The organism is Chryseobacterium sp. GW821-FHT04C04 (genome assembly GCF_059420365.1).
On record NZ_JBWKTO010000001.1, the window covers coordinates 81,900 to 105,616 of the forward strand.

26 protein-coding genes are annotated in these 23,717 nt (G+C 35.0%); 10 read left to right on the forward strand and 16 right to left on the reverse strand.

What is annotated here, in order from left to right; genetic code table 11:
- Window positions 1–57: 57 nt before the first annotated feature.
- Complete coding sequence (locus tag AC07UM_RS00380) at window positions 58–846, forward strand: AraC family transcriptional regulator (RefSeq protein ID WP_494682983.1); 789 nt, start codon at window positions 58–60, stop codon at window positions 844–846.
- A 38-nt stretch (window positions 847–884) separates the two neighbouring features.
- Here the strand turns inward: AC07UM_RS00380 and AC07UM_RS00385 are convergent, their stop codons facing one another.
- The 7 genes from AC07UM_RS00385 to AC07UM_RS00415 all read right to left on the reverse strand — a co-directional run bounded on the left by AC07UM_RS00385 (window position 885) and on the right by AC07UM_RS00415 (window position 5,291).
- The gene (locus tag AC07UM_RS00385) at window positions 885–1,385 is read right to left on the reverse strand and encodes a CinA family protein (RefSeq protein WP_494682982.1); all 501 of its coding nucleotides are present in this window, start codon (window positions 1,383–1,385) and stop codon (window positions 885–887) included.
- 165 nt (window positions 1,386–1,550) lie between these two features.
- On the reverse strand, window positions 1,551–1,931 hold the full coding sequence (locus AC07UM_RS00390; RefSeq protein ID WP_494682981.1) for a hypothetical protein: 381 nt from the start codon (window positions 1,929–1,931) through the stop codon (window positions 1,551–1,553).
- A gap of 15 nt (window positions 1,932–1,946) precedes the next feature.
- Window positions 1,947–2,249: a hypothetical protein gene (locus AC07UM_RS00395; protein WP_494682980.1), complete on the reverse strand. Its 303-nt coding sequence runs from the start codon at window positions 2,247–2,249 to the stop codon at window positions 1,947–1,949.
- A 67-nt stretch (window positions 2,250–2,316) separates the two neighbouring features.
- Complete coding sequence (locus tag AC07UM_RS00400) at window positions 2,317–2,535, reverse strand: hypothetical protein (RefSeq protein ID WP_494682979.1); 219 nt, start codon at window positions 2,533–2,535, stop codon at window positions 2,317–2,319.
- A 186-nt stretch (window positions 2,536–2,721) separates the two neighbouring features.
- Window positions 2,722–3,336 carry a Crp/Fnr family transcriptional regulator gene (locus AC07UM_RS00405; protein ID WP_494682978.1) on the reverse strand — a complete coding sequence of 205 codons (615 nt, stop codon included), beginning with the start codon at window positions 3,334–3,336 and terminating at the stop codon, window positions 2,722–2,724.
- Between the two features lie 52 nt (window positions 3,337–3,388).
- Complete coding sequence (locus tag AC07UM_RS00410; protein WP_494682977.1) at window positions 3,389–3,985, reverse strand: Crp/Fnr family transcriptional regulator; 597 nt, start codon at window positions 3,983–3,985, stop codon at window positions 3,389–3,391.
- A 421-nt stretch (window positions 3,986–4,406) separates the two neighbouring features.
- A complete protein-coding gene (locus AC07UM_RS00415; RefSeq protein WP_494682976.1) occupies window positions 4,407–5,291 on the reverse strand; it encodes a DMT family transporter in 885 nt (294 codons plus the stop codon).
- 96 nt (window positions 5,292–5,387) lie between these two features.
- On the opposite strand from AC07UM_RS00415, the gene AC07UM_RS00420 reads away from it, so the two are divergent.
- The gene (locus AC07UM_RS00420) at window positions 5,388–6,809 is read left to right on the forward strand and encodes an aminotransferase-like domain-containing protein (RefSeq protein WP_494682975.1); all 1,422 of its coding nucleotides are present in this window, start codon (window positions 5,388–5,390) and stop codon (window positions 6,807–6,809) included.
- A 155-nt stretch (window positions 6,810–6,964) separates the two neighbouring features.
- Here the strand turns inward: AC07UM_RS00420 and AC07UM_RS00425 are convergent, their stop codons facing one another.
- The 5 genes from AC07UM_RS00425 to AC07UM_RS00445 all read right to left on the reverse strand — a co-directional run bounded on the left by AC07UM_RS00425 (window position 6,965) and on the right by AC07UM_RS00445 (window position 10,278).
- Window positions 6,965–7,561, reverse strand: coding sequence for a Crp/Fnr family transcriptional regulator (locus AC07UM_RS00425; RefSeq protein WP_089691886.1), 597 nt, complete (start codon window positions 7,559–7,561; stop codon window positions 6,965–6,967).
- The gene (gene ytxJ, locus AC07UM_RS00430; RefSeq protein ID WP_494682974.1) at window positions 7,558–7,938 is read right to left on the reverse strand and encodes a bacillithiol system redox-active protein YtxJ; all 381 of its coding nucleotides are present in this window, start codon (window positions 7,936–7,938) and stop codon (window positions 7,558–7,560) included. Before ytxJ ends, AC07UM_RS00425 begins: the two co-directional genes overlap by 4 nt.
- Complete coding sequence (locus AC07UM_RS00435; protein ID WP_494682973.1) at window positions 7,935–8,396, reverse strand: DUF1569 domain-containing protein; 462 nt, start codon at window positions 8,394–8,396, stop codon at window positions 7,935–7,937. Before AC07UM_RS00435 ends, ytxJ begins: the two co-directional genes overlap by 4 nt.
- Window positions 8,390–8,926 (reverse strand): YfiT family bacillithiol transferase, encoded by a 537-nt coding sequence (locus AC07UM_RS00440; protein ID WP_494682972.1) that lies wholly within the window; start codon window positions 8,924–8,926, stop codon window positions 8,390–8,392. Before AC07UM_RS00440 ends, AC07UM_RS00435 begins: the two co-directional genes overlap by 7 nt.
- A 209-nt stretch (window positions 8,927–9,135) precedes the next feature.
- A complete protein-coding gene (locus AC07UM_RS00445) occupies window positions 9,136–10,278 on the reverse strand; it encodes a DEAD/DEAH box helicase (RefSeq protein WP_109738943.1) in 1,143 nt (380 codons plus the stop codon).
- A 213-nt stretch (window positions 10,279–10,491) separates the two neighbouring features.
- Between AC07UM_RS00445 and pncA the strand changes: the two genes are divergently transcribed.
- Together pncA and AC07UM_RS00455 are read left to right on the forward strand one after the other, a co-directional pair.
- Window positions 10,492–11,097 (forward strand): bifunctional nicotinamidase/pyrazinamidase, encoded by a 606-nt coding sequence (gene pncA / locus AC07UM_RS00450; protein ID WP_236850053.1) that lies wholly within the window; start codon window positions 10,492–10,494, stop codon window positions 11,095–11,097.
- A gap of 159 nt (window positions 11,098–11,256) precedes the next feature.
- Entirely contained in the window at window positions 11,257–12,822 is a 1,566-nt protein-coding gene (locus AC07UM_RS00455; RefSeq protein ID WP_494682971.1) for an amidase, read from the forward strand.
- 225 nt (window positions 12,823–13,047) lie between these two features.
- Here AC07UM_RS00455 and AC07UM_RS00460 read toward each other — a convergent pair whose 3' ends face one another.
- Entirely contained in the window at window positions 13,048–14,229 is a 1,182-nt protein-coding gene (locus tag AC07UM_RS00460; RefSeq protein WP_124531318.1) for a pseudouridine synthase, read from the reverse strand.
- A 101-nt stretch (window positions 14,230–14,330) separates the two neighbouring features.
- Between AC07UM_RS00460 and aroB the strand changes: the two genes are divergently transcribed.
- From aroB to AC07UM_RS00490, 6 genes are all read left to right on the forward strand, one after another.
- Window positions 14,331–15,377, forward strand: coding sequence for a 3-dehydroquinate synthase (gene aroB / locus AC07UM_RS00465; protein ID WP_494682970.1), 1,047 nt, complete (start codon window positions 14,331–14,333; stop codon window positions 15,375–15,377).
- A gap of 275 nt (window positions 15,378–15,652) precedes the next feature.
- A complete protein-coding gene (locus tag AC07UM_RS00470; RefSeq protein ID WP_103234874.1) occupies window positions 15,653–16,291 on the forward strand; it encodes a porin family protein in 639 nt (212 codons plus the stop codon).
- Between the two features lie 232 nt (window positions 16,292–16,523).
- Entirely contained in the window at window positions 16,524–17,153 is a 630-nt protein-coding gene (locus AC07UM_RS00475) for a porin family protein (RefSeq protein WP_494682969.1), read from the forward strand.
- A 187-nt stretch (window positions 17,154–17,340) separates the two neighbouring features.
- Window positions 17,341–17,919 (forward strand): porin family protein, encoded by a 579-nt coding sequence (locus AC07UM_RS00480; RefSeq protein ID WP_494682968.1) that lies wholly within the window; start codon window positions 17,341–17,343, stop codon window positions 17,917–17,919.
- A 441-nt stretch (window positions 17,920–18,360) separates the two neighbouring features.
- Window positions 18,361–19,062, forward strand: coding sequence for a porin family protein (locus tag AC07UM_RS00485; protein ID WP_494682967.1), 702 nt, complete (start codon window positions 18,361–18,363; stop codon window positions 19,060–19,062).
- 360 nt (window positions 19,063–19,422) lie between these two features.
- The gene (locus tag AC07UM_RS00490) at window positions 19,423–20,130 is read left to right on the forward strand and encodes a porin family protein (protein ID WP_494682966.1); all 708 of its coding nucleotides are present in this window, start codon (window positions 19,423–19,425) and stop codon (window positions 20,128–20,130) included.
- Between the two features lie 114 nt (window positions 20,131–20,244).
- On the opposite strand, the gene AC07UM_RS00495 is transcribed toward AC07UM_RS00490, so the two are convergent.
- The 3 genes from AC07UM_RS00495 to purC all read right to left on the reverse strand — a co-directional run bounded on the left by AC07UM_RS00495 (window position 20,245) and on the right by purC (window position 23,697).
- Window positions 20,245–21,192, reverse strand: a complete 948-nt coding sequence (locus tag AC07UM_RS00495) for a glycerophosphodiester phosphodiesterase family protein (protein WP_494682965.1) — start codon at window positions 21,190–21,192, stop codon at window positions 20,245–20,247.
- Between the two features lie 141 nt (window positions 21,193–21,333).
- Window positions 21,334–22,833 (reverse strand): amidophosphoribosyltransferase, encoded by a 1,500-nt coding sequence (gene purF / locus AC07UM_RS00500; protein ID WP_494682964.1) that lies wholly within the window; start codon window positions 22,831–22,833, stop codon window positions 21,334–21,336.
- A 141-nt stretch (window positions 22,834–22,974) separates the two neighbouring features.
- Window positions 22,975–23,697, reverse strand: a complete 723-nt coding sequence (gene purC / locus AC07UM_RS00505) for a phosphoribosylaminoimidazolesuccinocarboxamide synthase (protein WP_027372243.1) — start codon at window positions 23,695–23,697, stop codon at window positions 22,975–22,977.
- Window positions 23,698–23,717 lie beyond the last annotated feature (20 nt).

Sequence of the window (23,717 nt, forward strand, 5' to 3'; positions counted from 1 at the left end):
AAAAATACTACTGGCGTTTTTATTAAATTTGCCAAAATATACATACAAAACGACAACATGAAATGTGGATTGATTGAAAAAACGGAAAGCCAATTTGTAGATTCCATCGAAAAAGAAGCCTATGTGTGGTGTGAAAAAAACTGGAAACATGATGATTATGAGCATAAGCACAACCGTTCCCAGCTGACTTTTGTGGAAGAAGGATACCAGTATTTTCATATCGACAGGAAAATTTATCTTGTTCCGCAGCATCATGTCATCTGGATTCCTTCAGAAAAAGCTCACAAAATCACTTCTGAAGCTCAGACGGTGAATTTGATGGTATTCCTTTTTAAATCTGTTTTTGAAGATGAATTTTATAAGAATGTCCAGGTATTTGCTGTTCCACCGGTTTTAAAGGAAATGCTTTTGTATGCTTCAAAATGGAACCAATCATTGGATGAAAATGAAGAGCAGGATATCTTTTTTAAAGCTATTTTAAAAAGTCTTCCCAATTTCTGCAGAGAAAGCAACGGACTGGAAATTCCTGTTCCTACGGATGTAAGACTGATTCCTGTATGTAATGATATCAATTCCAATTTCAAATACAATCTGGATATTGATTCCCTAGCTGAAAAAGCACAAATGTCCGTAAGAAGTCTCCAAAGAATTTTTAAAAACGAAACAGGAATTACTTTACAAAAATATCTGCAGCTGACAAGAATTTTAAAAAGCATTGAACTGATTGACAATAAGCAATATACCCTGAGTGAAGTTGCTTATAAAGTAGGATATCAAAGTCTCTCTGCATTTACGTCATCTTACTTCGCGATCATGCAGACCAAGCCAAAACTAAACAAAAATTAAATCTTTGATACAATCAGCATACCACTGAAAGTGTGTAGTTATTTTAAAATTAAAAGCCCATTGAGCTCACTCTTAAAGCATCCCAGAATAAATTCCGTGTAATACATCTGAGCGTTTAGGGCTTGGGTTTTGGGGTGCAATTCCAGTTTTTTACTCAGAATGATCTCCCCTTTATAAGAGAAGGAGAAATAAGCAAAAATTTTATGCCCAGAATCCCGGATTGGTGTACAATATCCGGTGGTTGCGATAGACCAGTCAGATTCAAAAAGCTTTGCAACGTTTAATGCCATTGTTTGGGCAATATTTTCCGATACGCAATCGCATTCTTCAGCTTCCGGTCTGCTGACTTTTAATAATTTTACTTTTTCTTCTAAAGAATAAGTCGTCATCCCTCCTTTGTAAAATAAAGAGGCGTTGGGCATCTGTGAAAAAGCCAGCTGCAAGCACCCTGAAGTGACACTTTCAGCAATAGAAATAGTTTCATCAGTAGTTAACAGAGACTGGCTTATATAATCAAGAAGATTTTTTTGAAATTCCATAATAAAATATTTTGAGTGATTGGATAAAAAAATAAATAATAGGATCAAAAAGCCGCTGAATGGTTAAAAACAGCAGCTTTTATGATTAAAATATTTAAATGATGTGAAGGTGTTTGTATTGTTATTAAATCTTTATCAAAAGCTATTAAATAAAAAGTCAGAGGACTAGTTGGTTTTATTATTCTCCAGAATGTCAAGAAATCTGCTGATATATTCTTCTTCTTTCAAAACCTTATAGTAAGCCGTTTTGGCGTACAGGGTAAAAGATGGAGATTCAAATCTTATTTCAGCATCCAAATCATTGGTTTCTATTGTATTCTTATTGTGAAATTCACGGATATGAAGGATATATTCTTCCATATAAGTGTCTATTACTCCTTTCAGAATCTCACATTTTGCATTATTTTTAATCTTTTCCAAAGACTTGATCAGAAAAGCAGTCACTCCGTAAGAATTGATGATAGGCGGAAATAAAGATTCATTCTCTATCTCATTATTTTTATCATACAACCCGGAATGCTGTAAAGTCTCGTTCTCAAATATCATATTCAAAAAATGGTATTAGTTATTAGAAGCTTCTAAATACTGCTCAAAATAATGGAGGTCACTTTTATCTTTAATAGACAGATGAAACATGATTTGTTCCGGTTCTTTTAATCCAATACTGTTGAAACAGTCAAAATGGGCAATCAATGCCTGTATATTTTCAATATTAATATCTTTCAGAACAATAAATAGAAGAAAAATGTTTTCGCTGATCTCTTTAGCATAAACTGCTGCTCCATCTTCAAAGCAATTTCCTTTATGAACTACTTTTATAAATTGTTTGTGCCTTAGGGTATTTATTATTTTATGAGAGTCCATATATTATTCTGATTTCAGGGGTTAAAACAAGACCTATAGAATAAACTATAAAGTGTGCTGTATTCATTTAATCTTCCTTATTCTCATCAAAATTAATGGATATTTCAGTCGTCTCTACAGGTTGCCAATTTGGGCTCTCAGCCTTATGAATATCTTTAAGAGCACTTATAAAAAACGGGTAAAGCAAAGCATTTTTCATTTCATCCTCCTTTACAGCAGCATGATCTTGTTTCGTTTTTATAGCTGTGGAGGCAGTGGTATTAGATTCTGTGGTTTTATCAGCCATAATATGAATTTATATTATTGATTATTACAGCCCATAAATGGCATTAGACTACATCTAAGATGAACAAAGGATAAACAACTTTATATTTCTCTTATGTAAGATCTTAAAAATTGTGTTGAAAATAATTATTCCAAATATAGGCTATAATAATTCACTTTTTTATGATTTGAATCATTAAAACCGATATTAATATAAAATTTTTCGGTCTTTTAAAGTGATATTACCCTCCTTTTCCATCTTTTTTAACGTTCTGATGACCGTTTCTACCCGCAGACCTACAAGATTGGCAATCTGCTGTCTGGTAAATGCAATATGAAAACACTGATGGCAGTCTTCATCATGATAGCTCTTAAGATAATCTAATAAAGCTCTCAATCTTTGTTCTGGATTTTGAGAAGCCATACTCTGCATCATTTTTAGTTTATAAAAAACTTCCTGAGAAAGGCAGGCATTCATTTCCAGCGAAAGATCGTGATTCTCGTTGAGCATCTCAAAGAAATTATTTTTGGGGAGTCTTATAATTCTGGCTTCCTCAAGACATACTGCATTGATCGGGTAATCCTGATTAAGAAAAAGCATAGCTTCTCCAAAACTTTGTTTTTTACCTAAAATATTATGAATAAATTCCTTTCCGTCTTCATTATAGTTATTAAGCTTTACTTTCCCCTCACCGATCTGAAAATAATAAAGTGCGTGATCTCCTTCTTTAAAAACCATATCCCGTTTTTTCAGATCCCTATCTTCTGCACCAAAGGAGTACAGCAGATTTTCATCAATGTTCATGCAGCTTATTGTTTTCATAGTTTTATAAAAATTTAAATAAAAAAATCATAAAATAATAGTTGAAATAGGTTTAATATAAAATTTTACGGTTTTCAATTCTCAAGATTTTATCTCTTTCCATATGTTTGATCGTTCTTATCGCAGTTTCTACGCAAAGCCCTGTAAGACTTGCCATCTGCTGCCTTGTCAGGGGCACCAAAAAAGAGTAAGGAGATACATCCTTTTGAAAACTTTTAAGATAATCCATCAATCCTTTTAATCTTATAGATGGATTTTGTGAGGAAAGGTTCTGCATCATGATAAACTTATAATACAGACGTTCTGAAAGGTAACTGCTCACTTCCATGCATAATTCCGGAGATTCACTCAGCAAATTAAAAAAAACAGATTTATGGAGCCTTAGAACACTGCATTCTGTAATGGCTTCAGCATTCATAGGATAAGGCTTTTTTATAAAAAGAATAGATTCTCCACAGCTTTCCCCATCGGATAAAATGTTTTGAATAAATTCTTTTCCTTCCTCATTATAATTGTTCAGTTTCACCTCCCCTTTACAAATTTGGTAATAATAATTGGGGATATCTCCTTCACAGAAAATCATTTCTGAAGGGGTATAATGTCTCGTTTCTGCTCCCGCTGAAATCAAAATATTTTCGTCGATAACCATAATAATTGTTTTTGGCGTTGTTTTCTTCTTATCCTCTTCTTAGTCTTAGTAAAAATATCATTGGGAACTGATTTTGGTATGCATGCAAAAACCACACCTTAATCATTGTCTATAAAGTTAAAAAAAGTTAAAATTATTGACATATTTGATTAATTTTCAACTTATTGACTGTTTATTTACATTAAAACTCAAATTAATTTACATTTTTGATACCACATTTTCACAAATAACATTTTTAATTATTTGTAAAAAAATAAGACAATAAACCCCGCTTCACAGGGTGAAAACGGGGTTTTAAAAGGAATAACAGAAAAAACTGCTATTTTTTTTGTATTTTATTTAGAGGTCCGGATGACATCAATACTTTTTTGAATGTCTCAAATCCTTATGCCTAGGGATAAAATTGGATATTGTATCTTAATTATTTCGCAAATTTTTTGGTTCCGGCAACACATAAGATCACTCCTACTGTAACTCCCAGCATTCCCATACTTACCGGCTCATGTAAAAAATAAGCTGCTAAAGCAAGACCAAAGAACGGCTGAAGAAGCTGCAGCTGTCCTACTGAAGTAATCCCTCCCTGCGCCAAACCTTTATACCAGAATATAAAACCAATAAACATGCTGAATAATGAGATATATCCCAACCCGAACCAGCCTTTAAAGCTTACTGCTTGCAAGTTTGTGGGAAAATAAATAAAAAATAACGGCAGCATTATAGGTAAAGATAAAACCAGTGCCCATGAAATGACCTGCCATCCCCCTAAAGTCTTTGACAGCTTCGCTCCTTCAGCATAACCAAGACCACATAAAATAACAGCTAACAGCATCAGAATATCGCCGATAGGAGAAGCCGAGATTCCCTGAGAAAAAGCATAACCAATAACCAAAACACTTCCAATAATCGAAAAGAGCCAAAATATAGGATGCGGTCTTTCTCCTCCACGAAACACGCCAAAAATAGCGGTTGCTAAAGGCAGCATCCCCAAAAATACAATAGAATGAGCAGAGGTCAGATATTGTAATGCCAAAGAAGAAAGCAGCGGAAACCCTATCACACAGCCAATTGATACAAGAACTAAGGAAAAGATCTGATTCTTTGCAGGGCGCTTCTCTTTATAAATCAGTAAAACAGAAAGAGCCAGTATTCCCGCAATCACTGCACGTGCAATGGTCACAAATATAGGATCCATCTCCATGACAGCTAATTTTGTAGCAGGCATGGAACCGCTAAAAAGCAATACTCCTATGAAACCATTTATCCAGCCGCTTACCGCCTGGTCTTTTGAAATTGTATTTGTCATCATTTTAAGAAAGGTTTTAATTGATGGTTCAAAATTAAAAAGGATAATTTGATAAACACAGTCTCAGTTTTGTATATTTGTATGAACACAGTTGAACATATGAGTAAAGAATTTTTATATACAGAAATTGCCGATGGAATTGCAGGACAGATCAGAAATGGTATTTTAAAAGCCGGAGATAAGCTTCCTTCGGTAAGAATGCTATGCCAGGAACATCAGGTAAGTATGAATACAGCCAAGCGTGTTTTTCTGGAACTGGAATCTCAGTCTTTAGTAGAATCAAAACCTCAGTCTGGTTATTTTGTAAGCCAGCTACTCTCTGCAAAACTCCCTTTACCTGAAGTGAGCCGTCCATCATTGATTGCCAATAATGATGAACCGGATGAGCTGATCAGCAAAGTATATGAAAATATGGGTAAAAAAGATCTTACTTTTTTCTCAATCGGTATTCCGTCAGGAGACCTGCTGCCTCAGGCAAAGCTGAAAAAAGAAATTGTAAATGCCATCCGGGAATTAAAAGAAGGAGGCACCGAATATGAAGAACTTCAGGGAAATCTGAAACTCAGGAGAATGATCGCCATACGTTCTTTACAATGGGGCGGAAATTTGAGTGAAAATGATCTGATCACAACCAATGGCGGGATGAATGCTTTATCTTTTTGCTTAATGGCGCTGGGGAAACCTGGTGATACGATTGCGATTGAAAGTCCTTGCTATCCCGGAATTCTACAGCTGGCCAACGGATTGGGTTTAAAAGTACTGGAACTTCCCACCCATCCCACTACCGGAATAGAAATTGAGGCTTTGAAAAAGGTAATTCCCCAAATAAATATGTGTCTGCTTATTCCCAATTTCAACTCTCCTTTGGGAAGCTGTATGCCGGATGAAAACAAAAAGGAAATTGTAAAAATACTTTCTGAAAACAACATTCCATTGATTGAAGATGACGTCTATGGAGATCTTTATTTCGGATCTACCCGTCCGAAATGCTGTAAATCTTTTGATAAAGACGGAAGCGTACTGTATTGCAGTTCTATTTCAAAAACACTGGCACCGGGATATCGTGTGGGGTGGATTGCTCCGGGAAGATATAAAGATAAAATCATGAAACTTAAACTCCTGCACTCCACTTCATCTATTTCCATTGTAAATGAAGCGGTTGCCAACTTTCTGAAATCCGGAAAATATGAAAAACACCTCCAACAGCTTCGCAGAACTTTACAGTTTAATTACCAGAATTATGTTCAGACCATTGCAGAGTCGTTCCCGGAAGGCACCAAAACAAGCCGTCCGCAGGGAGGATTATCATTATGGGTAGAGTTTGATAAAAAGATACGCACAACGGAATTATATGATCTGGCCATCAAACAAAACATAAGTATTGCTCCCGGAAGAATGTTTACCTTTCAGGAGCAGTTTGAAAACTGCATGCGGCTTTGTATAGGACTTCCCTGGACGGAAAATACACAGACAAAGCTCAGACAGGTCGGAAATCTTGCCAAAAAAATTTATATGAAATAAGGAAGATAGAGGCTGGAAGAAGGAAGTCATTGTAGACTTAAGAAAACTTATGTCAATTCTTATTGGTAATATAAATGACATCCCAACAATAACTCCATAAGTTCTTTTGTGTTCACTAGAACTTCAAGTCTTCCTCTTCCCTCTTCCGGCCTTTTCTATTTATTATCCGGAACGAAATTTTTTCTCGCCAGTTCTTTTCTTACACGGCTCAGACTTTCAGGAGTAATCCCAAGATAAGAAGCAATCATCCATTGCGGAACTCTCAAGAGCAAATCCGGATACATTTTGATGAACTTCATGTATCTTTCTTCCGCAGTCTCTCCCAGTAATGAATTGATTCTGTTCTGAAGGCTTCTGATATGTTTCTGAAGGAGAAAATCACTTCTTTCAATACTATTGGGAAACTGCTCCACCAATTTGTTGAAGAAATCAGGATGCAGAAACAATACTTCTGAATCTTCAACTGCTTCTATATAATAAATGGATTTTTCATTGAAATAAAGACTGCTTCGATCAGAAATCAGCCAGCTTTCCGGAGCAAACTGTATAATATGTTCCTTTCCGTTTTTATCGATGGAATACATTTTTATCAGTCCTTTTTCTACAAAGAATATATGACGGCATATTTCGCCGTACTGAAGAAGAAACTGATTTTTAGGGATCTTCTTTACTTCATAATGCAGACTACAGGTATTAACGTTCTGAAGCGGAACATTTAAAACTTTGGCTAGATAATTATTTATATTCTTCATGATACAATCTGGCTTAAAGAAATATCCTGGTGTGAAGCATTATTGATAGGCTTCCCGTTCTCTATAACGATCAGCTGCGGACTTTCATGCCGCACCCCAAGTTCTACCGCTATTTTACTTGAAATAGCCCTATTGGCCAACAAATCCAAATAATATAAATTAACCGGCTTATCTGAATGTTCAACTTCTCTTTCAAAGTTTTTCAGTACAGTCTTGCTGATGAAACAGCTTGTTGAATGTTTAAATATGGCTATCTTATTCTGAAAAGAATCTTCTATAGCTTTTTTCAGATCTTCTTCAGATTCTATTTTTTTCCAGAACGATTTCTGGTCAGGGGTTTCGTTCTTTCCACCGAATATTTTATCAAAAAAACTCATACACTAAATTGTTTTAAATGATGATCAAGATGTTTGTATTCTAAAAATTCCCAGTCTTTTTCAGTCATATTTCCGAATAATCTGTGACGGTTGGGCAGGTTGCTTTTTGCACAAGCCTCCCGAAACTCCTCCAGCGTTTTCAGCAGATTGGTTTTTGATTCATCAAAATCACACTCAAAATTAACGATTAGTTTTTGAAAAGTAGGCATGTTTCTGGGAATTCCATTATTGAAAACATACATTTCTACTTTTGTAAAGATTCCTATTGTCTCAAACAGGACATTGATACGGGGAAGGTCTACTTTTTTCAAAGCTACCTGAAGAACTAGGTCACAATGCTTTAGCATTTGGGACACGTTCATTTTTCCCCATTTTCCTGAGGAGTTTTCAGATAACATGGAAATTCTGTTTACAATCTCCTTATAATATATTGGATTATTAAGATGCTTTCTTACCAACCTTTTTCGTTTTTCAGATTTTCAATATGAGCAAAATGGTGATTACAGTGCCAGACATATAAAGCAAGGCTCTCCCTTAAATTATAATTTTTGTTGTGTTCAGGGTGATGAAACGTTCTTTCAAATTGCTTATTAGTAAGACTTTTAAGGAGTACAACCCATCTTTGGTGGGTTCCTTTCAGCATTCTCATGGCCGGTTTTACAGGCATATGAAAGCTGTCCTGAAGCTCTGCCCATTGAGCCTCATCATAAGGTTTTATGGTAGGATTATCTTCCGTAAGAGCCAGTTTAAAACGGATAAAACTATTGATGTGGCTATCTGAAAGATGGTTCACAAGCTGCCTAACGGTCCATCCTCCCTCCCTGTAAGGAGTGTCCAACTGATCATCTGTAAAATGCTCAATGAGGTTTTTTAGTCTGCCGGGAAAATCTTTGATCACTTTGATGTAAGTATCCAACGTGGTGTCACAGATGTTCTCGGGAGCTTCAAACGGTCCTATTGGAAACTTTTTTTTCTCTAAATCACTCATTGCTCAAGGTTTTATTTTTTTTAATACTGCCGATTCGTCCGATTATAACTTTTTGAACGATTTGTAAATATCAGCTTGTGTAAATTTATCAAAAATTCAAGAATCTAAGGTGAAGAAAGTATTAATTGTACCTATAACAATTTACAGGACAGAAAATAATAAAGGCTTCAATCTTTACAACTGAAGCCTTTATTATTTTAAATCAGATATTAATAACCGTGTAAATCAATACCTTCTGTTCTTTGCAGAGTAACTTTTTTACCCATTTTCTTTTGAATGACTCTGAAATGCTGCAATTCGTCATCAGTCAGAATGCTAATAGCCGTTCCTTTTTCATTAGCACGCCCTGTTCTACCAATACGGTGAATGTAATCTAAAGGGGAACGCGGCAATTCGTAATTGATTACACATGGTAATGACTCGATATGAATTCCACGGCCTATTAAGTCTGTAGCAACCAAAATCTGAGCTCCGTTTACTTTGAATTCTTCCAGATTATTTCTACGGGCACCCTGAGATTTCTGACTGTGGATGGCTACGGCTTTAATTTTATTCTTTTTAAGCTTTTCTACTAAGTTATCTGCAGATCTTGTAGACGAAACAAAAATCAATGCTTTTTCAACTTTCTTTTCTTTAATCAGATAGCGTAAAAAAGGACCTTTATTTTCAGGAGAAACATGATAAGCCAGCTGCTCGATATTATCAATTTCAACTTCTTCTTTCTTAATTTCAATAATGACAGGATTAATGGACAAACGTTCCTTCATCTCAGAAACCTTATCATTTAAAGTTGCCGAAAACAAAGTAGTTTGCTTCACGACAGGCATCATTGCAAAAAGCTTATTCATTTCTTCACCAAAACCTAGCTGAAACATTTTATCTGCTTCATCAATCACCAGGTGCTGGATTCCTGAAATACTCAATGCATTATGATCAATGAGATCTAATAAACGCCCGGGAGTTGCGATCAAAACTTCCACTCCAAACATTCCTTTCATCTGCGGATTAATAGAAACCCCTCCATAAACTGCCATCGTACGAATTTCCCTTTTAAGATTTTCTGTAAAAGCTCTGAAAACCTCATCAATCTGAATGGCCAATTCACGGGTAGGCACCAATATTAAGACCTGAACATTACGGTCTTTTTTAACTTCCGAATTCTGTAATTTTTCTAAAATCGGCATCACAAAACAAGCCGTTTTTCCGGAACCTGTCTGTGCTATACCCATCAGATCTTTCCCCTGCAAAATAACGGGCACCGCCTGCTCCTGTATGGGAAATGGCTTCAAATACCCCAATTTGTTGACAGAACGAATAATATTGTGTGATAATCCTAAAGACTCAAATGACATAAAATACTTATTTATGGCAAAGATAAGCTATTGATATTTGGTTTATGCTTTGAAAGCTGCTCCTCTATCCATAAAGTTCAATTATTTTAATTTTTCGTTCTCTTATCCTGTCTTTACTGGAAATTTATGTTGCCGATTTGTCCGATAATTCAGTTTTGGACAAATTTTTGAAGATTAGTTTTGTAAATTTATCAAAAATTCGAGAATCAAAATATGAAAAAAGCGTTAATAATAGTCGATGTACAGAATGATTTTTGTGAAGGCGGAGCACTTGCAGTCCCTGGATCCAACGAAATTATTCCATATATCAATCTTCTGATGGAGGAAAATGCATATGATCAGGTAGTTTTAACGCAGGACTGGCATCCTGCAGGTCACAAAAGCTTTGCAAGCAGTAATGGAAGAAAGGTAGGAGAAAGTATTATTTTAAATGGTGTTCCTCAGTTTATGTGGCCTGATCACTGTATTCAGGGAACTTTCGGAGCAGAATTCCATAAAGATCTGAACAGAGATAAGGTAACACACATTATACAGAAAGGGAAAAATATTGAAATTGACAGCTATAGCGGTTTCCAGGACAATAATCACTTTATGAAAACCGGTTTGGATGATTTCTTAAAATATCACGACATCCAATTGGTGGAAATTGTAGGATTGGCATTGGATTATTGCGTTAAATTCACCTCTTTAGATGCTGTAGCCAACGGATATGTTACCTGCCTTCATTTCAACGGGACACGTGCTGTAAACGTAAAACCCGATAATGCAAGAGATGCTATTTATGATATGATCGAAAAAGGAGTTACGGTTCTTGGATAATCAATATTCAACTCACTTTTAGTACGGTAATTGTACTGAGTAATATACATTCAAAAGCGTGGGATTTTATTTCTGCGCTTTTTTTATCATCAAAACACACGTTCTCCAACAGCTTGATGAATTTGGTATAATTCTTTATATTTGAGAAAAACATTTATAATGAAAAAAGTAATTCTATCTGCTGTAGCCTTTTTTGGAGTTCTTACCAAGGCTCAAGATGTAACAGATTCACAATTCAAATATCTGGAATATGATATTGAAAAGATCCAAAATTTGTATAGAAATAATAAAGTGACGGTAAAAGAAGTTGTTGAAGCTTATTTTAAACGCATCAATGATATTGATAAAAACGGAATACAATTAAACTCTATAATCACTACCAATCCGGATGCTATTAAAATTGCTGACTCCTTGGATCATTTGGATTCAAAATTTAAAAATAAACCATTATTTGGAATCCCTGTATTATTGAAAGACAATATAGATACTCATGATAAAATGCCCAATACGGCGGGTTCTCTGGCTTTAAAAAACTCTTTTCCACTACAGGATAGCTATCTCGTTAAAAAACTTAGAGATGCAGGGGCTGTAATCATTGGAAAAACCAATCTCAGTGAATGGGCAAATTTCAGAGGTGAAAAATCCACAAGTGGCTGGAGTGGATTGGGTGGACTTACCAAAAACCCTTATATTCTTAATAGAAACACCTGTGGATCCAGTGCAGGTTCGGGGGCTGCCATCTCCTCCAATCTCGGCATAATAGCAATTGGTACGGAAACTAATGGATCTATCGTTTGCCCCTCCAGTTTCAATGGAATTGTTGGCTTAAAACCTACTGTTGGTTTAATTTCCAGACAAGGGATTATTCCCATTTCCAGTTCACAGGATACCCCGGGACCCATGGCAAGAACGGTGAAAGATATTGCTATAAGCCTTGGAACGATGGCAGATGAAGATAAAAATGATAAGAAGACCATTGGTAATATGCCATTTCTACATAAAGATTATACCCAATTCCTTACTCTAACAGGATTGAAAGGAAAAAGGCTTGGATATGTAAAAGGAATTACCAAAGGAGCCAATAAAAAAGTGGACGATTTATTTTTACAAACATTAAAAGTATTAGAAGCTCAGGGTGCCACAATGGTTGAAATAGAGAAAGATTGGATTTCACCCGAAATCTCAAAAAATTCCTTTGAATTGATGGTCAGTGAATTTAAGGATGAGTTGAATGATTATTTAAAATCTTTAGGAAAAAATGCAGCAATAAAAAATATAGATGAGCTAATTGCTTTTAACAAAAACAACCAAGAAGAACTACAATACTTTGGACAAGAATATTTAGAGCTTTCCGCTAAAGGTAATGGGAAGAAAGATAAGAATTATAAAAAGGCAGTTACAATTGCCCAAAAAGGCAGCCAACAAGGAATAGACTCTGTAATAAAAAAATATAATTTAGATGCCATAATAGCCCCTACTACTGCAGAAGCATGGAAAACAGATTTGAAAAATGGTGATAATTATGAAAATTTCTATTCAAGTTCCAGCCCTGCAGCTATTGCCGGATATCCAAGCATTACCTTACCAATGGGCTATATAAATGAATTACCTATTGGTATTTCTTTTTTTGCCGGAAAATGGGAAGAAGGTAAACTGATCAATATGGCCTATACATTTGAACAGATTAACCCACAAAGAAAAGTTCCCCAGTTTTTAAAAGAATAGCAAGTGTACTATGAGTTACAATATATCGAATACAGTTTTTAACTCTTGATCTTTCATAATGTAAATTGATTAATTCTCAACTTATTTCAGGACGGGAGATACAAAACAAAAAAAGCGCAGAAAATTCTGCGCTTTTTTATTCTTTATACTTAAAAAGAATAAATGAAATAAGTTTAAAATATGAATCTGTTATTCATAATCTATCACTCATCATTCATTATTATTCTAAAGCATTTTAAGGTTGTTTACTTCCAGTTCTGTAAGGATTCTCCAGTGTCCTCTTTTAATATTCTTCTTCGTTAATCCTGAAAACATTACTCTGTCTAAAGATTCTACTTCATATCCTAATCTTTGGAATATTCTTCTGACAACACGGTTCCATCCAATGTGAATCTCAATTCCAATCTCATTTTTAGGTTTCCCTTCAATGTATGAAATCTGATCAACAACGGCAACTCCTTCATCAAGACGAATCCCTTCAGCAATAAGACGTAGATCTTCAGCCGTAAGCTTTTTATCCAGCGTTACATGATAAATCTTTTTAGCATCAAAAGAGGGATGCGTAAGTTTTTTAGTCATGTGCCCGTCATTCGTTAACAAAATAACCCCTGTTGTAGAACGGTCCAGTCTTCCAACCGGGAAAAGTCTGTAAGGAGAAGCATTGGCTACAAGATCCATTACAGTTTTTCTTGCTTTATCGTCTTTTGTAGTAGAAATATAACCTTTTGGCTTATTTAAAAGTACATATACAGGTTTTTCAGGAGTAATATTTTGTCCGTCAAAAACTACTCTATCTGTTTTCTGTACCTGATACCCCATTTCATTGACAACTTTTCCGTTTACTTCCACCAATCCCTGAGTAATCAGTTCATCAGCTTCTCTTCTGCTGCAGATCCCGGAATTAGCGATATACTTGTTAAGACGGATAGTGTCTTTATGAACGTCTTTTTCGATTTTATTCAATCTCCTTTTCTGTACAAAAGATCTTGTTTTGTCTTCATTTCTTTCATCTCCGCTAGAGGGTCTTCTTCCGTATTTCAGGCTGCCTCTTTCATACTTATCTCTGGTATCGAATTCTCTTCCGCCTCTTTTAGGTTTTCCAAAAGATTTTTTCTCATAGCCCTCACTTTTGTTCGTGATATAAGGTTTTCTTTCAGATTTTGAACCAGAATCGTCATTCGAGTTTTCTGCACTATCGGTATTTCTTTTGAAAGGTTTCTTTTCAAATCTTGAGTTGGATCCTTGATGTTCTGGGCCTTTTCTTCCTCCTTCTTTAGCAAAAGGTTTCTTGAAAGACTTTGATCCTGAAGAATTTCCAGATCTGGAAGCACGAGAATCATCAGAACTTTTCTTGGTTGAAATTCTTGGTCTCTTTGGTCTGTCTGAATTATTATTATCTCTGCTCATTCTAAAAATTTCTGCAAAGATAGTAATTTAGTTACGAGTTAAAAATTAAGAATCATAACTTTGCAATATAGTTTACATTTTAACTTTACATAAAATCGAAGATGATAACAATATTAAACGATAATTTTTCTCAGCTCAATACATTTCTTCACGAAAAAACTTTCAGTAAAATTTTCATCCTGGTAGATGAAAACACACATGAATACTGTCTTCCTATTCTTTTAGGAAATATGGAAACAGATCTTGGCTTTGAGATTTTAGAGATTGAAGCGGGTGAGGAAATGAAAAATATCCAGACAGCCAATCAGCTGTGGGAAATTTTGACAGAGATGCAGGCAGACAGAAAGGCATTGGTTATCAACCTTGGAGGTGGGGTGATTACCGATATGGGAGGATTTGTTGCATCTACTTATAAAAGAGGAATACAGTTTATCAATATCCCTACTACCCTTTTATCCATGTGTGATGCTTCTATAGGAGGAAAAACAGGAATTGATTTGATGCACTATAAAAACATGGTGGGAACTTTCGCTTTCCCGGAACAGATCTTTATTTTCCCAAAATTTTTGGAAACATTACCTTTTAAAGAGTTAAGAAGCGGATTCGCTGAAATGCTGAAGCATGGATTAATTGCTGATAAAAATCATTGGGATCAGCTTATTCAGATCCGTAAACTGGAAGTTGAAACGGTAGTTCCACATATTCAAGCTTCTATGAATATTAAACAAACTGTGGTAGATCAGGATTTCCATGAACAAAACATTAGAAAAACCCTGAACTTTGGTCATACAATAGGTCATGCAGTAGAAAGTTTGTGCTTACAGCAGGGAAATCCTATTCTGCATGGAGAAGCAGTTGCTATGGGAATGATTTCCGAAGCTCATCTTGCTTCTCTTGAAAACCTTATTTCTGAAGAAGATGCAAAAGTGATCATTGAAAATATCCAGAGATACTATCCATATCTTGACATCAGTGATTTTAAAGATGAAGATATCACCGCATTACTATTGAATGATAAAAAGAATACAGACCATAAAATTAATTTTTCCCTGCTTTCAGGAATCGGTTCTTGTACGTATGACCATCAGTGCAGCCAGGAAAACATCCTTGAGTCGTTATCTTTTTACCGAAATTTGAATAATGCTTAATTATTTTCTGAAATCAAATATGCTTTAAAACGTGTTGTTTAACAAAATTGTCAATTTAAACCCTTTCTAAACAAATGTTTATTTAAATAAATAACACACTGTAAATCAGCATAATATTTAAAAAATCACTTAAACACTAAGTGATTTTTTTATTGATTTCACTCATAAAAAAGATTTTTGGCAAGCAATTTGAAAGATACTCTGCGTTCAACTGAAAAGCTGAACAAGTAGTAAAATTTAAAATTAAGAAAGAGTAAAATTAAAAAATTAAAGTTATGAAAAAGTTAATTTTAGGATTAGCGTTAACTGCAGGAACATTCGCATTCGCTCAACAGACAACAAACACATCTTCTTCTAACCCAGTAACATTTGGGGTAAAAGGTGGGATGAACGTATCTTCACTTTCAAAAGATAGTGGTCTAGACGATCAGAAATCTAAAATAGGATTCAACGCAGGTGTATTTGCAAACATTCCATTAGCAAGTTCATTTAGTGTTCAACCGGAGGTGCAATACTCACAATACGGTAATAAATCTAATTATACTTTAGCAGGAACAAAATATTCAGCTTCTACTAAATTAGATTATATTACAGTTCCGGTAATGTTCCAGTATAACTTGATCCCGGATCTTTATGTAGAAGCAGGACCAGAATTCGGTTTCATGGTAAGTGCTAAGAACAAGTTCAAAAATGAATCTAATGGACAGTCATCTACTACAGATAACTACAAAGACAATCTAAGCACATTCAACTTTGGTATCGGTCTTGGTGCTGGATATTACTTCACACCAAACTTAGGACTTACCGCAAGATATGTTGCAGGTTTAACAGATGTAGCGAAAAACAGACCTAGTGGATCTGATGCTACAAGAAACAACCTATTCCAAGTAGGCTTAGCTTATAAATTTAAATAAGCTTATCCATTCACTAACAAATTTTATATTCAATAGAAAAGATCAGGTTAATTTTTTAATCTGGTCTTTTTTTATGTTAAATTTTTATTGAGTTCATAAAAGACTAAACATACCTCCCAAAATGTTGATTTTTCCATCTGTTAAAAAAACGATAAATTCTTTATCCATGGGATTCACGGCATATTGTTTGTTGATTGTCGGATGTTAAACAACTTAAAAATAAAACTAATCTATGAAAAAGATTTTTTTAGGCCTGGCTCTTATTGCAGGTACTTTTGCTTTTGCTCAAAGCACATCCACTTCAACTGAAACAACAGTTTCATCAGCTCCTTCTAAATCCAAAATTAAATTCGGTTTAAAGGCAGGACTTAATGTATCCAACCTTTCTAATATGGATATGAATTCAAAAGCAGGATTTTATGGTGGTGTTTTTGTGAACATTCCTGTATCAAAAGATTTTTCTGTACAACCGGAAGTATTGTATAGTGCTGTAGGAGCAAAAGAAAAAGGAGGCAGTAATGCAAAACTTAATTTAGAATATATTTCCGTTCCGGTAATGTTTCAATACAAAGCGCTTCCTAAATTTTATGTAGAAGCAGGTCCTCAATTTAATTTCTTAATGGATGCCCGATTGAAAGACAATGAAGGAAGTTTACTGCTTAAAGACGCAACCAGAGGTTTTGACTTCGGAATCGGATTGGGTGCAGGTTATAATTTCACCAAAAACATCGGTGTGAATGTAAGATATACTGCAGGATTCTCTGATATTGTAAACAAAAGTCATAGATATCTTTATGGATATGACAGAACTGGTTCTGTAAAAAACAATGTATTCCAGGTAGGAGTCAACTACAAATTCTAAAGCATTATCAGCTTTTCACGACAAGTTTTTATAATTAAAGTAGATCCGAGCTCATTTTGAGTTCGGATTTTTTATTACATAAAAACCTACAAAACAATAAGTTAACAATACTTGTCAACTTTGGCACACTGTTTGTTTCTTAATGAAACGTTAAATAAAACTTAAAAACTATTAAAATACAAAACTTATGAAAAAGTTAATTTTAGGCCTTGCCTTAGTAGCAGGTACTTTCACTTTCGCTCAGAAGACTTCAACTGCTTCATCTTCTCCAGTTAGATTTGGAGTAAAGGCAGGTCTGAATGTTTCTAGCATTTCTAACAGCGAATTCAATTCTAAAGCTGGATTCTATGGTGGTGTTTTTGCAAACATTCCGGTAGCGCAAGACTTCTCTGTACAGCCGGAAGTTTTATACAGTGGTATGGGTGGTAAACTTAAGTCTAACAGTGATGCAAAACTTAACATGGATTATATCGCAGTACCAGTAATGTTACAATACAACCTGATTCCTAACTTATATGTGGAAGCAGGTCCTCAATTCGGGTTCCTTATCGGTGCTAAAGCAAAAGGTAGCGGTGTGTCTGTAGATGTTAAAGACAATTTAAAAACTTTTGATTTCGGACTTGGTCTTGGAGCTGGATATTATTTCACACAAAATATCGGAGTGAATGTAAGATATACCGCTGGATTATCTGATGTTCCTAAAAACAATAATGGTGATGCTTCTAGAAATGGAGTATTCCAGGTAGGTTTAGCTTATAAATTCTAAAAACTGAATTCAGTTTTCAGACAGCAAAACTTTATATTCAATACAAAGCCGGATTAGATTTATCCGGCTTTTTTATTTGACATATATTTTGGCAAGAAATTTGCGTGCTGAGTAGTAATTGTACTCTATTTCGGAAATCCTCAACTTACGGTTTCTGTCTTTACAATGAAACAAGTGTTGATTCTTTTGATCAATCAATTGAATTTCAAAACTGAAATCTAACTTTTACCATTATAAATTTTTACCGAAAACTACATTAGAGTGCAGAGCAGAATACTGAAAAGTATTTTGTTATATAATTAAGATACATTTTGATTTCAATAGAAAAAGTCAGGTTTATTTGTTTAAGCCTGACTTTTTCGCTTACTGCATGATTTTTATCACATTTCCCGTTTGTGGCAGGTGTTTTGTCGCAATGAAGAAAAATTAAAACTTTAAATCATGAAGAAATTCTTTGCAGCGCTTGCATTCACAAGTGTTCTTTTTGCAAACGCACAAGAAAAAACTCAGACAGCTTCTCCTTCCTCTCCTGTTACATTTGGAGTTAAAGCAGGATTAAATGGTTCTACATTGACCAGAGGAGATGGCTATGAATATGATAACAATGAAAAAATGAAAGTAGGTTTTCATGCAGGAGTATTCGCAAATATTCCGGTTTCTGCGAAATTTAGCATTCAGCCGGAACTTCTTTTTAGCCAGCTGGGATCAAAATCAGATTATAACTACAGAACAAGCTCTGGTAATTACAGAAGAACACAGCATTATGATTACAGTACAACACTCAATTATCTTAGTCTTCCTGTAATGGTTCAGTATAATATTCTTCCTCAGCTTTATGTGGAAGCAGGTCCTGAATTTGGTTACTTGCTAGGTGGAAAAACAAAAGGAGACTTAACGATTATCGAGACTACCGGAAATTCAGTAAACATTGACCATACTGAACATATTTCAAAAAGCATTTCAAAAGATCTCTTTAACCGCTTCAACCTGGGGATAGGTATCGGTGCCGGGTATTATTTTACTCAAAACTTTGCTGTTACAGCAAGATTTACGGCTGGCATTACTGAAGTTTACAAATACAACCAAGAAGATAAGATAAGAAATAATGCACTTCAGATGGGAGTAGCTTATAAGTTTAAATAGAGATATTTATTATTTTCAAAATTGATACCGGACTTTTAGTTCGGTATTTTTTATTTCTAGTGTTAAAAACGATCTGAATAACTCATTATTTTTCTAAAAATCTATCCTGATTTTAAAATTTTAACTATTTCTATTATCAACAATCAAGCTTTTTTACTATTGAATTTTTCATAAAATATCAAGTTTTTCAATATATTTATTCATCAAAAAGTGACAAATGATTGAAAAAACACTTTCCCAAAACTATCTATAAAGCCCTATAAATAAGCATTTTTCAACTTTGGCAAGCAATTTGCAAAATAATACGAGTCTGATGATACATCATAAGACACACAAATAGTAAAATTAAAAAATAAAATTATGAAGAAGTTATTTTTAGGATTAGCATTAACTGCTGGTACATTAGCTTTTGCTCAGGAAACAAAAACAGTAAATACATCTCCGCTAAAAAAAGATGTTGAACCTATTAGATTCGGGATTAAAGCAGGAGGAAACTCAGCTTATATCAGTGAACAAAAGTTTGGACTTAACACTCAAAAAATAGGTTTTCATGCAGGGGTATTTGTAAATATTCCAATTTCTAAGCAATTCAGCTTCCAACCAGAAGTAATGTACAACCAAATGGGTGCAAGAGATGTTATCTCGTCTACTGATGTTACTACTCCAACAGGGAGAGTGAAAACTGAATTACAAGACAAATTAACGCTGAATTATATCTCCGTTCCATTAATGGTTCAAATGAGACCTTTTGAAAAGTTCTATATTGAAGCTGGACCTGAGTTCAGTTATTTCATCAATGGAAAAAACAAAGGTAATATTAAAACAACTACCACTTCAGGTAACGTAACAAATACTACACAAGTTTCTCATTCTGAAGACATCAACAAAGATGATATCAAAAGATTCAACTTTGGTTTAGGTCTAGGTCTGGGATATGATATTACATCTAACATTGGTATTAATGCAAGATATGTAAATAGCTTGACTAATATCAGCAAAGAAAGAGATGCTGGTGAGAATTCATACAACAACAGAGTTTTCCAATTAGGTGTAAACTACAAGTTTTAATCAGTAAAACCAATTTTTTAACCCCAAATGCAGATTTCTGCATTGTATAAAATAGCCGGAAGAATTTCTTCCGGCTATTTACATGGTGTCATTGAAAACAAAGTGATAAATGGATTATTCAAATATCCGCGGATCATCACTGATTACGCCATCTATTCCCATATCCTTTAGTTCCTGTAACCTTTCTTTTGAGTTTACGGTCCAAGGGATTACTTTCATTCCCAATGCATGGCATTCCTGTATTAATTGGGGAGTAACAAGGGTATGATCAGGGCTGTAAATAGTCGGGGTAAAACTGAGGAATTTCATATCCCCTGATACTCCATTCAGGTGGTCAGGATACATCTTGAATTTTTCTGCAGGAATATTTTTAAAATAAGCCTGCTGCTGCGCCAATTTTTTATCATCCACTTTTTCTACCAGTAAAGCGGTCATGATTTTAGGATATTGCTTATGAAGGATTTCTAGTGTTCTTGGATCAAAAGACTGAATAATGACCCTATCCTGGATTTTTTTCTCTACGATAATTTTCATCATCAGATCAACAAATTCTTTCGGTTCGGGGTGAAATATATGATCTGAGAACGGGCGGGTTTTAGTTTCTATATTATAAAAAGGCAGTGGTCTTTTCAGTTCACGGGCATACGACTCGCATGCATCTATGATGTCTGAAAAGAGTGGTTTTTGAACCTTCATTTTCTTTTGATCAGGATAATTATTTAATTTCTTTAACCCCACATCAAAAGTTTTAATCTTTGCATAAGGCATCTCGTAGATTTTATAATAAAAACCTGAGTCTTTTGGAATATAGGTTCCATCCGGCTTTGTGACCAATTCAGGAGAAAGGAAAGCATCATGAGAAAGAATTACCTTTTTGTCTTTGGTAATGGCCAGATCCATTTCCAGTGTTGTGATATTCATTTTCAAGGCATTCTTCATGGCCGGGATCGTATTTTCGGGGTAAAGAGATTTTCCACCGCGGTGTGCCTGTTTGTCGAAAGACTGTGAAGAATAAAGCTGGGCACATACCAGAAAAATACCCGTCAAAAATGCGTTTTTCATATCCTGAAGTTTTAATCTGACAAAATTAAAACTTCGTTGTGTACTATATAATACAGGAATATTAAGCTTTTGCTACATTTATAAAGCAAAAGAGCCAGGACTGTCCCTGGCTCTTTTTATTTTTATATTTTAATAAAAATATTAATTGAATAATTCTACCTCCTCTCCTTTTTCTACCGGATATTCTTCAGTGAAGCATCCGAAGCAGTGATTAGCAGATCCTAAAATAGTTTTCAGGTTATCAATACTTAAAAATTCTAAAGAATCTACTCCCAGATAGTTTTTAAGTTCCTCTGTAGTCATATTCGCAGAAATTAAATCATCTTTAGACGGAGTGTCAATTCCCAGATAACATGGAGCAATAATAGGTGGAGAAACACTTCTGAAGTGAATCTCTTTTACGCCTGCATCTTTTAAAATTTTAACCAGTCTTTTTGATGTTGTCCCACGAACAATAGAGTCATCAATGATCACTACTCTCTTATCCTTCATCTCAGAGATGATTGGGTTCAGTTTAAGGTTCACTACCCTTTCTCTCATTTCCTGTGTAGGAACGATGAAACTTCTTCCGATATATCTGTTTTTGATCAAAACAGGACGGAAAGGTATTCCTGAAGCCTTAGAGAAACCAATTGCAGCCGGAACTCCGGAATCCGGAACCCCAATAACCAAATCGGCATCTACAGGAGCCTGCTCCCAGATCTTCTCCCCTGATTTTTCTCTGATCTCATATACGTTGATGTTTTCTAAGGTAGAGTCAGGTCTTGCAAAATAGATGTATTCAAAAGAGCAGATTCTCTGCTTTCCTTTCGCCTCATCCATCATGTAAGAGTGAAGTTTTCCAGGTTCGTTTTCATTGGTATAAATGATCTCTCCCGGAAGAATATCACGTACATACTGAGCTCCTACTGCATCCAGTGCAACAGACTCGGAAGCAACTACGTAAGATCTTTCGTCGATAGCTCCTAGAACCAATGGACGAATTCCGTTGAAGTCTCTGAATGCAAAGAATTTGTTTCTCGTCATCCCCACTACAGAATAAGCTCCTTCGATCTTTTCCATCGTTGCTTTAATCGCTCCACGAAGACCTAAATCAAGGTTTTTCTGGATCAGTCTCAGGATCACCTCAGAATCGGATGTAGCTCTGAAAACAACGCCTTCAGCTTCTAATTCTGTTTTTAATTCTTTCGCATTGGTAAGGTTACCATTGTGCGCTATAGAAAGTATAATCTGGTCATATTCGTTTTTCGCGAAAAATGGCTGGAAGTTATATTTCTTTTTATCTCCTGCAGTGGTATAACGGGTATGCCCAATTGCAGAATTTCCCATAAAAGTTTCAGGTTCCTGAATGTCTTTATAAACATCTAAAACCAGTCCTTCGTCTTTCATGTTGGTAATTCTTCCATCTTTTAAAACGGAAATACCACAAGCCTCCTGACCTCTGTGCTGTAATGCAAAAAGCCCGAACTGTGAAAGAGAGAAAGTATCCAGATCATTATCCGAATACAATCCGAAGATCCCACATTCTTCATTGGGAGCATCCAATCTTTCCTCTTCCTGAGTTCTGAAAAGATTTCTCCCGTAAGTCTGGGTTTCAAACTGTTTTAAATATTCACTTTTATGAATGTCTAAACTTTTCATTTCTATTTTTTCTAATTGTAGATCTTAGAAGTCAGATTTCAGATCTCAGACTAAAAGCTAACTTCAAACTTTAATTTTGTTTTAACTAACAAAGTATTTTCAGTACCAGCATCTGATATCTGAAATCTGGTATCTGAAGTCTTATTTCTGTAAAAGATTCTTAAGACGGTTGTAGATTTCTACATAAGCTTCAGTAACTTCTCCTAAGTCTCTTCTGAATCTGTCTTTATCTAATTTTTTCATGGTATCTTTATCCCATAGTCTGCAAGTATCAGGAGAAATTTCGTCAGCTAAGATGATTTCTCCGTCTGAAGTTTTACCCAGTTCGATTTTGAAATCTACAAGGATGATATTGATTTTGTCAAACAGGTCGATAAGGATCTCATTAATGTCTGAAGTTAACTCATACATTTCGTCAAGCTCTTCATACGTAGCAGCACCTAAGAAAACAGCATGGTGATCGTTGATAAGCGGATCTCCCAATTCGTCTTTTTTATAGCAGATATCGAAGATCGTTACCGGAGATTTGATTCCTTCTTCCACTCCTAATCTTTGTGCCATACTTCCTGCAGAGTAGTTTCTTACTACCATTTCCAAAGGAATGATAGATACTTTTCTTACCAACTGCTCTCTTTCGTCCAATTGTTTGATGAAATGAGTTTTGATCCCTTTTTCATTTAAATATTCAAAAATAAGGGTTGTAATAGCATTGTTCATTTCCCCTTTCAGATCAACCTGACCTTTCTTTTGAGCATTAAATGCTGTAGCATCGTCTTTGAAACGTACTACTACTTCATCAGGATTATCGGTAGCAAATACCTGTTTTGCTTTCCCCTCGTACAACATTTCTTTCTTTTGACTCATAATTTTACTTTCTAAATTGT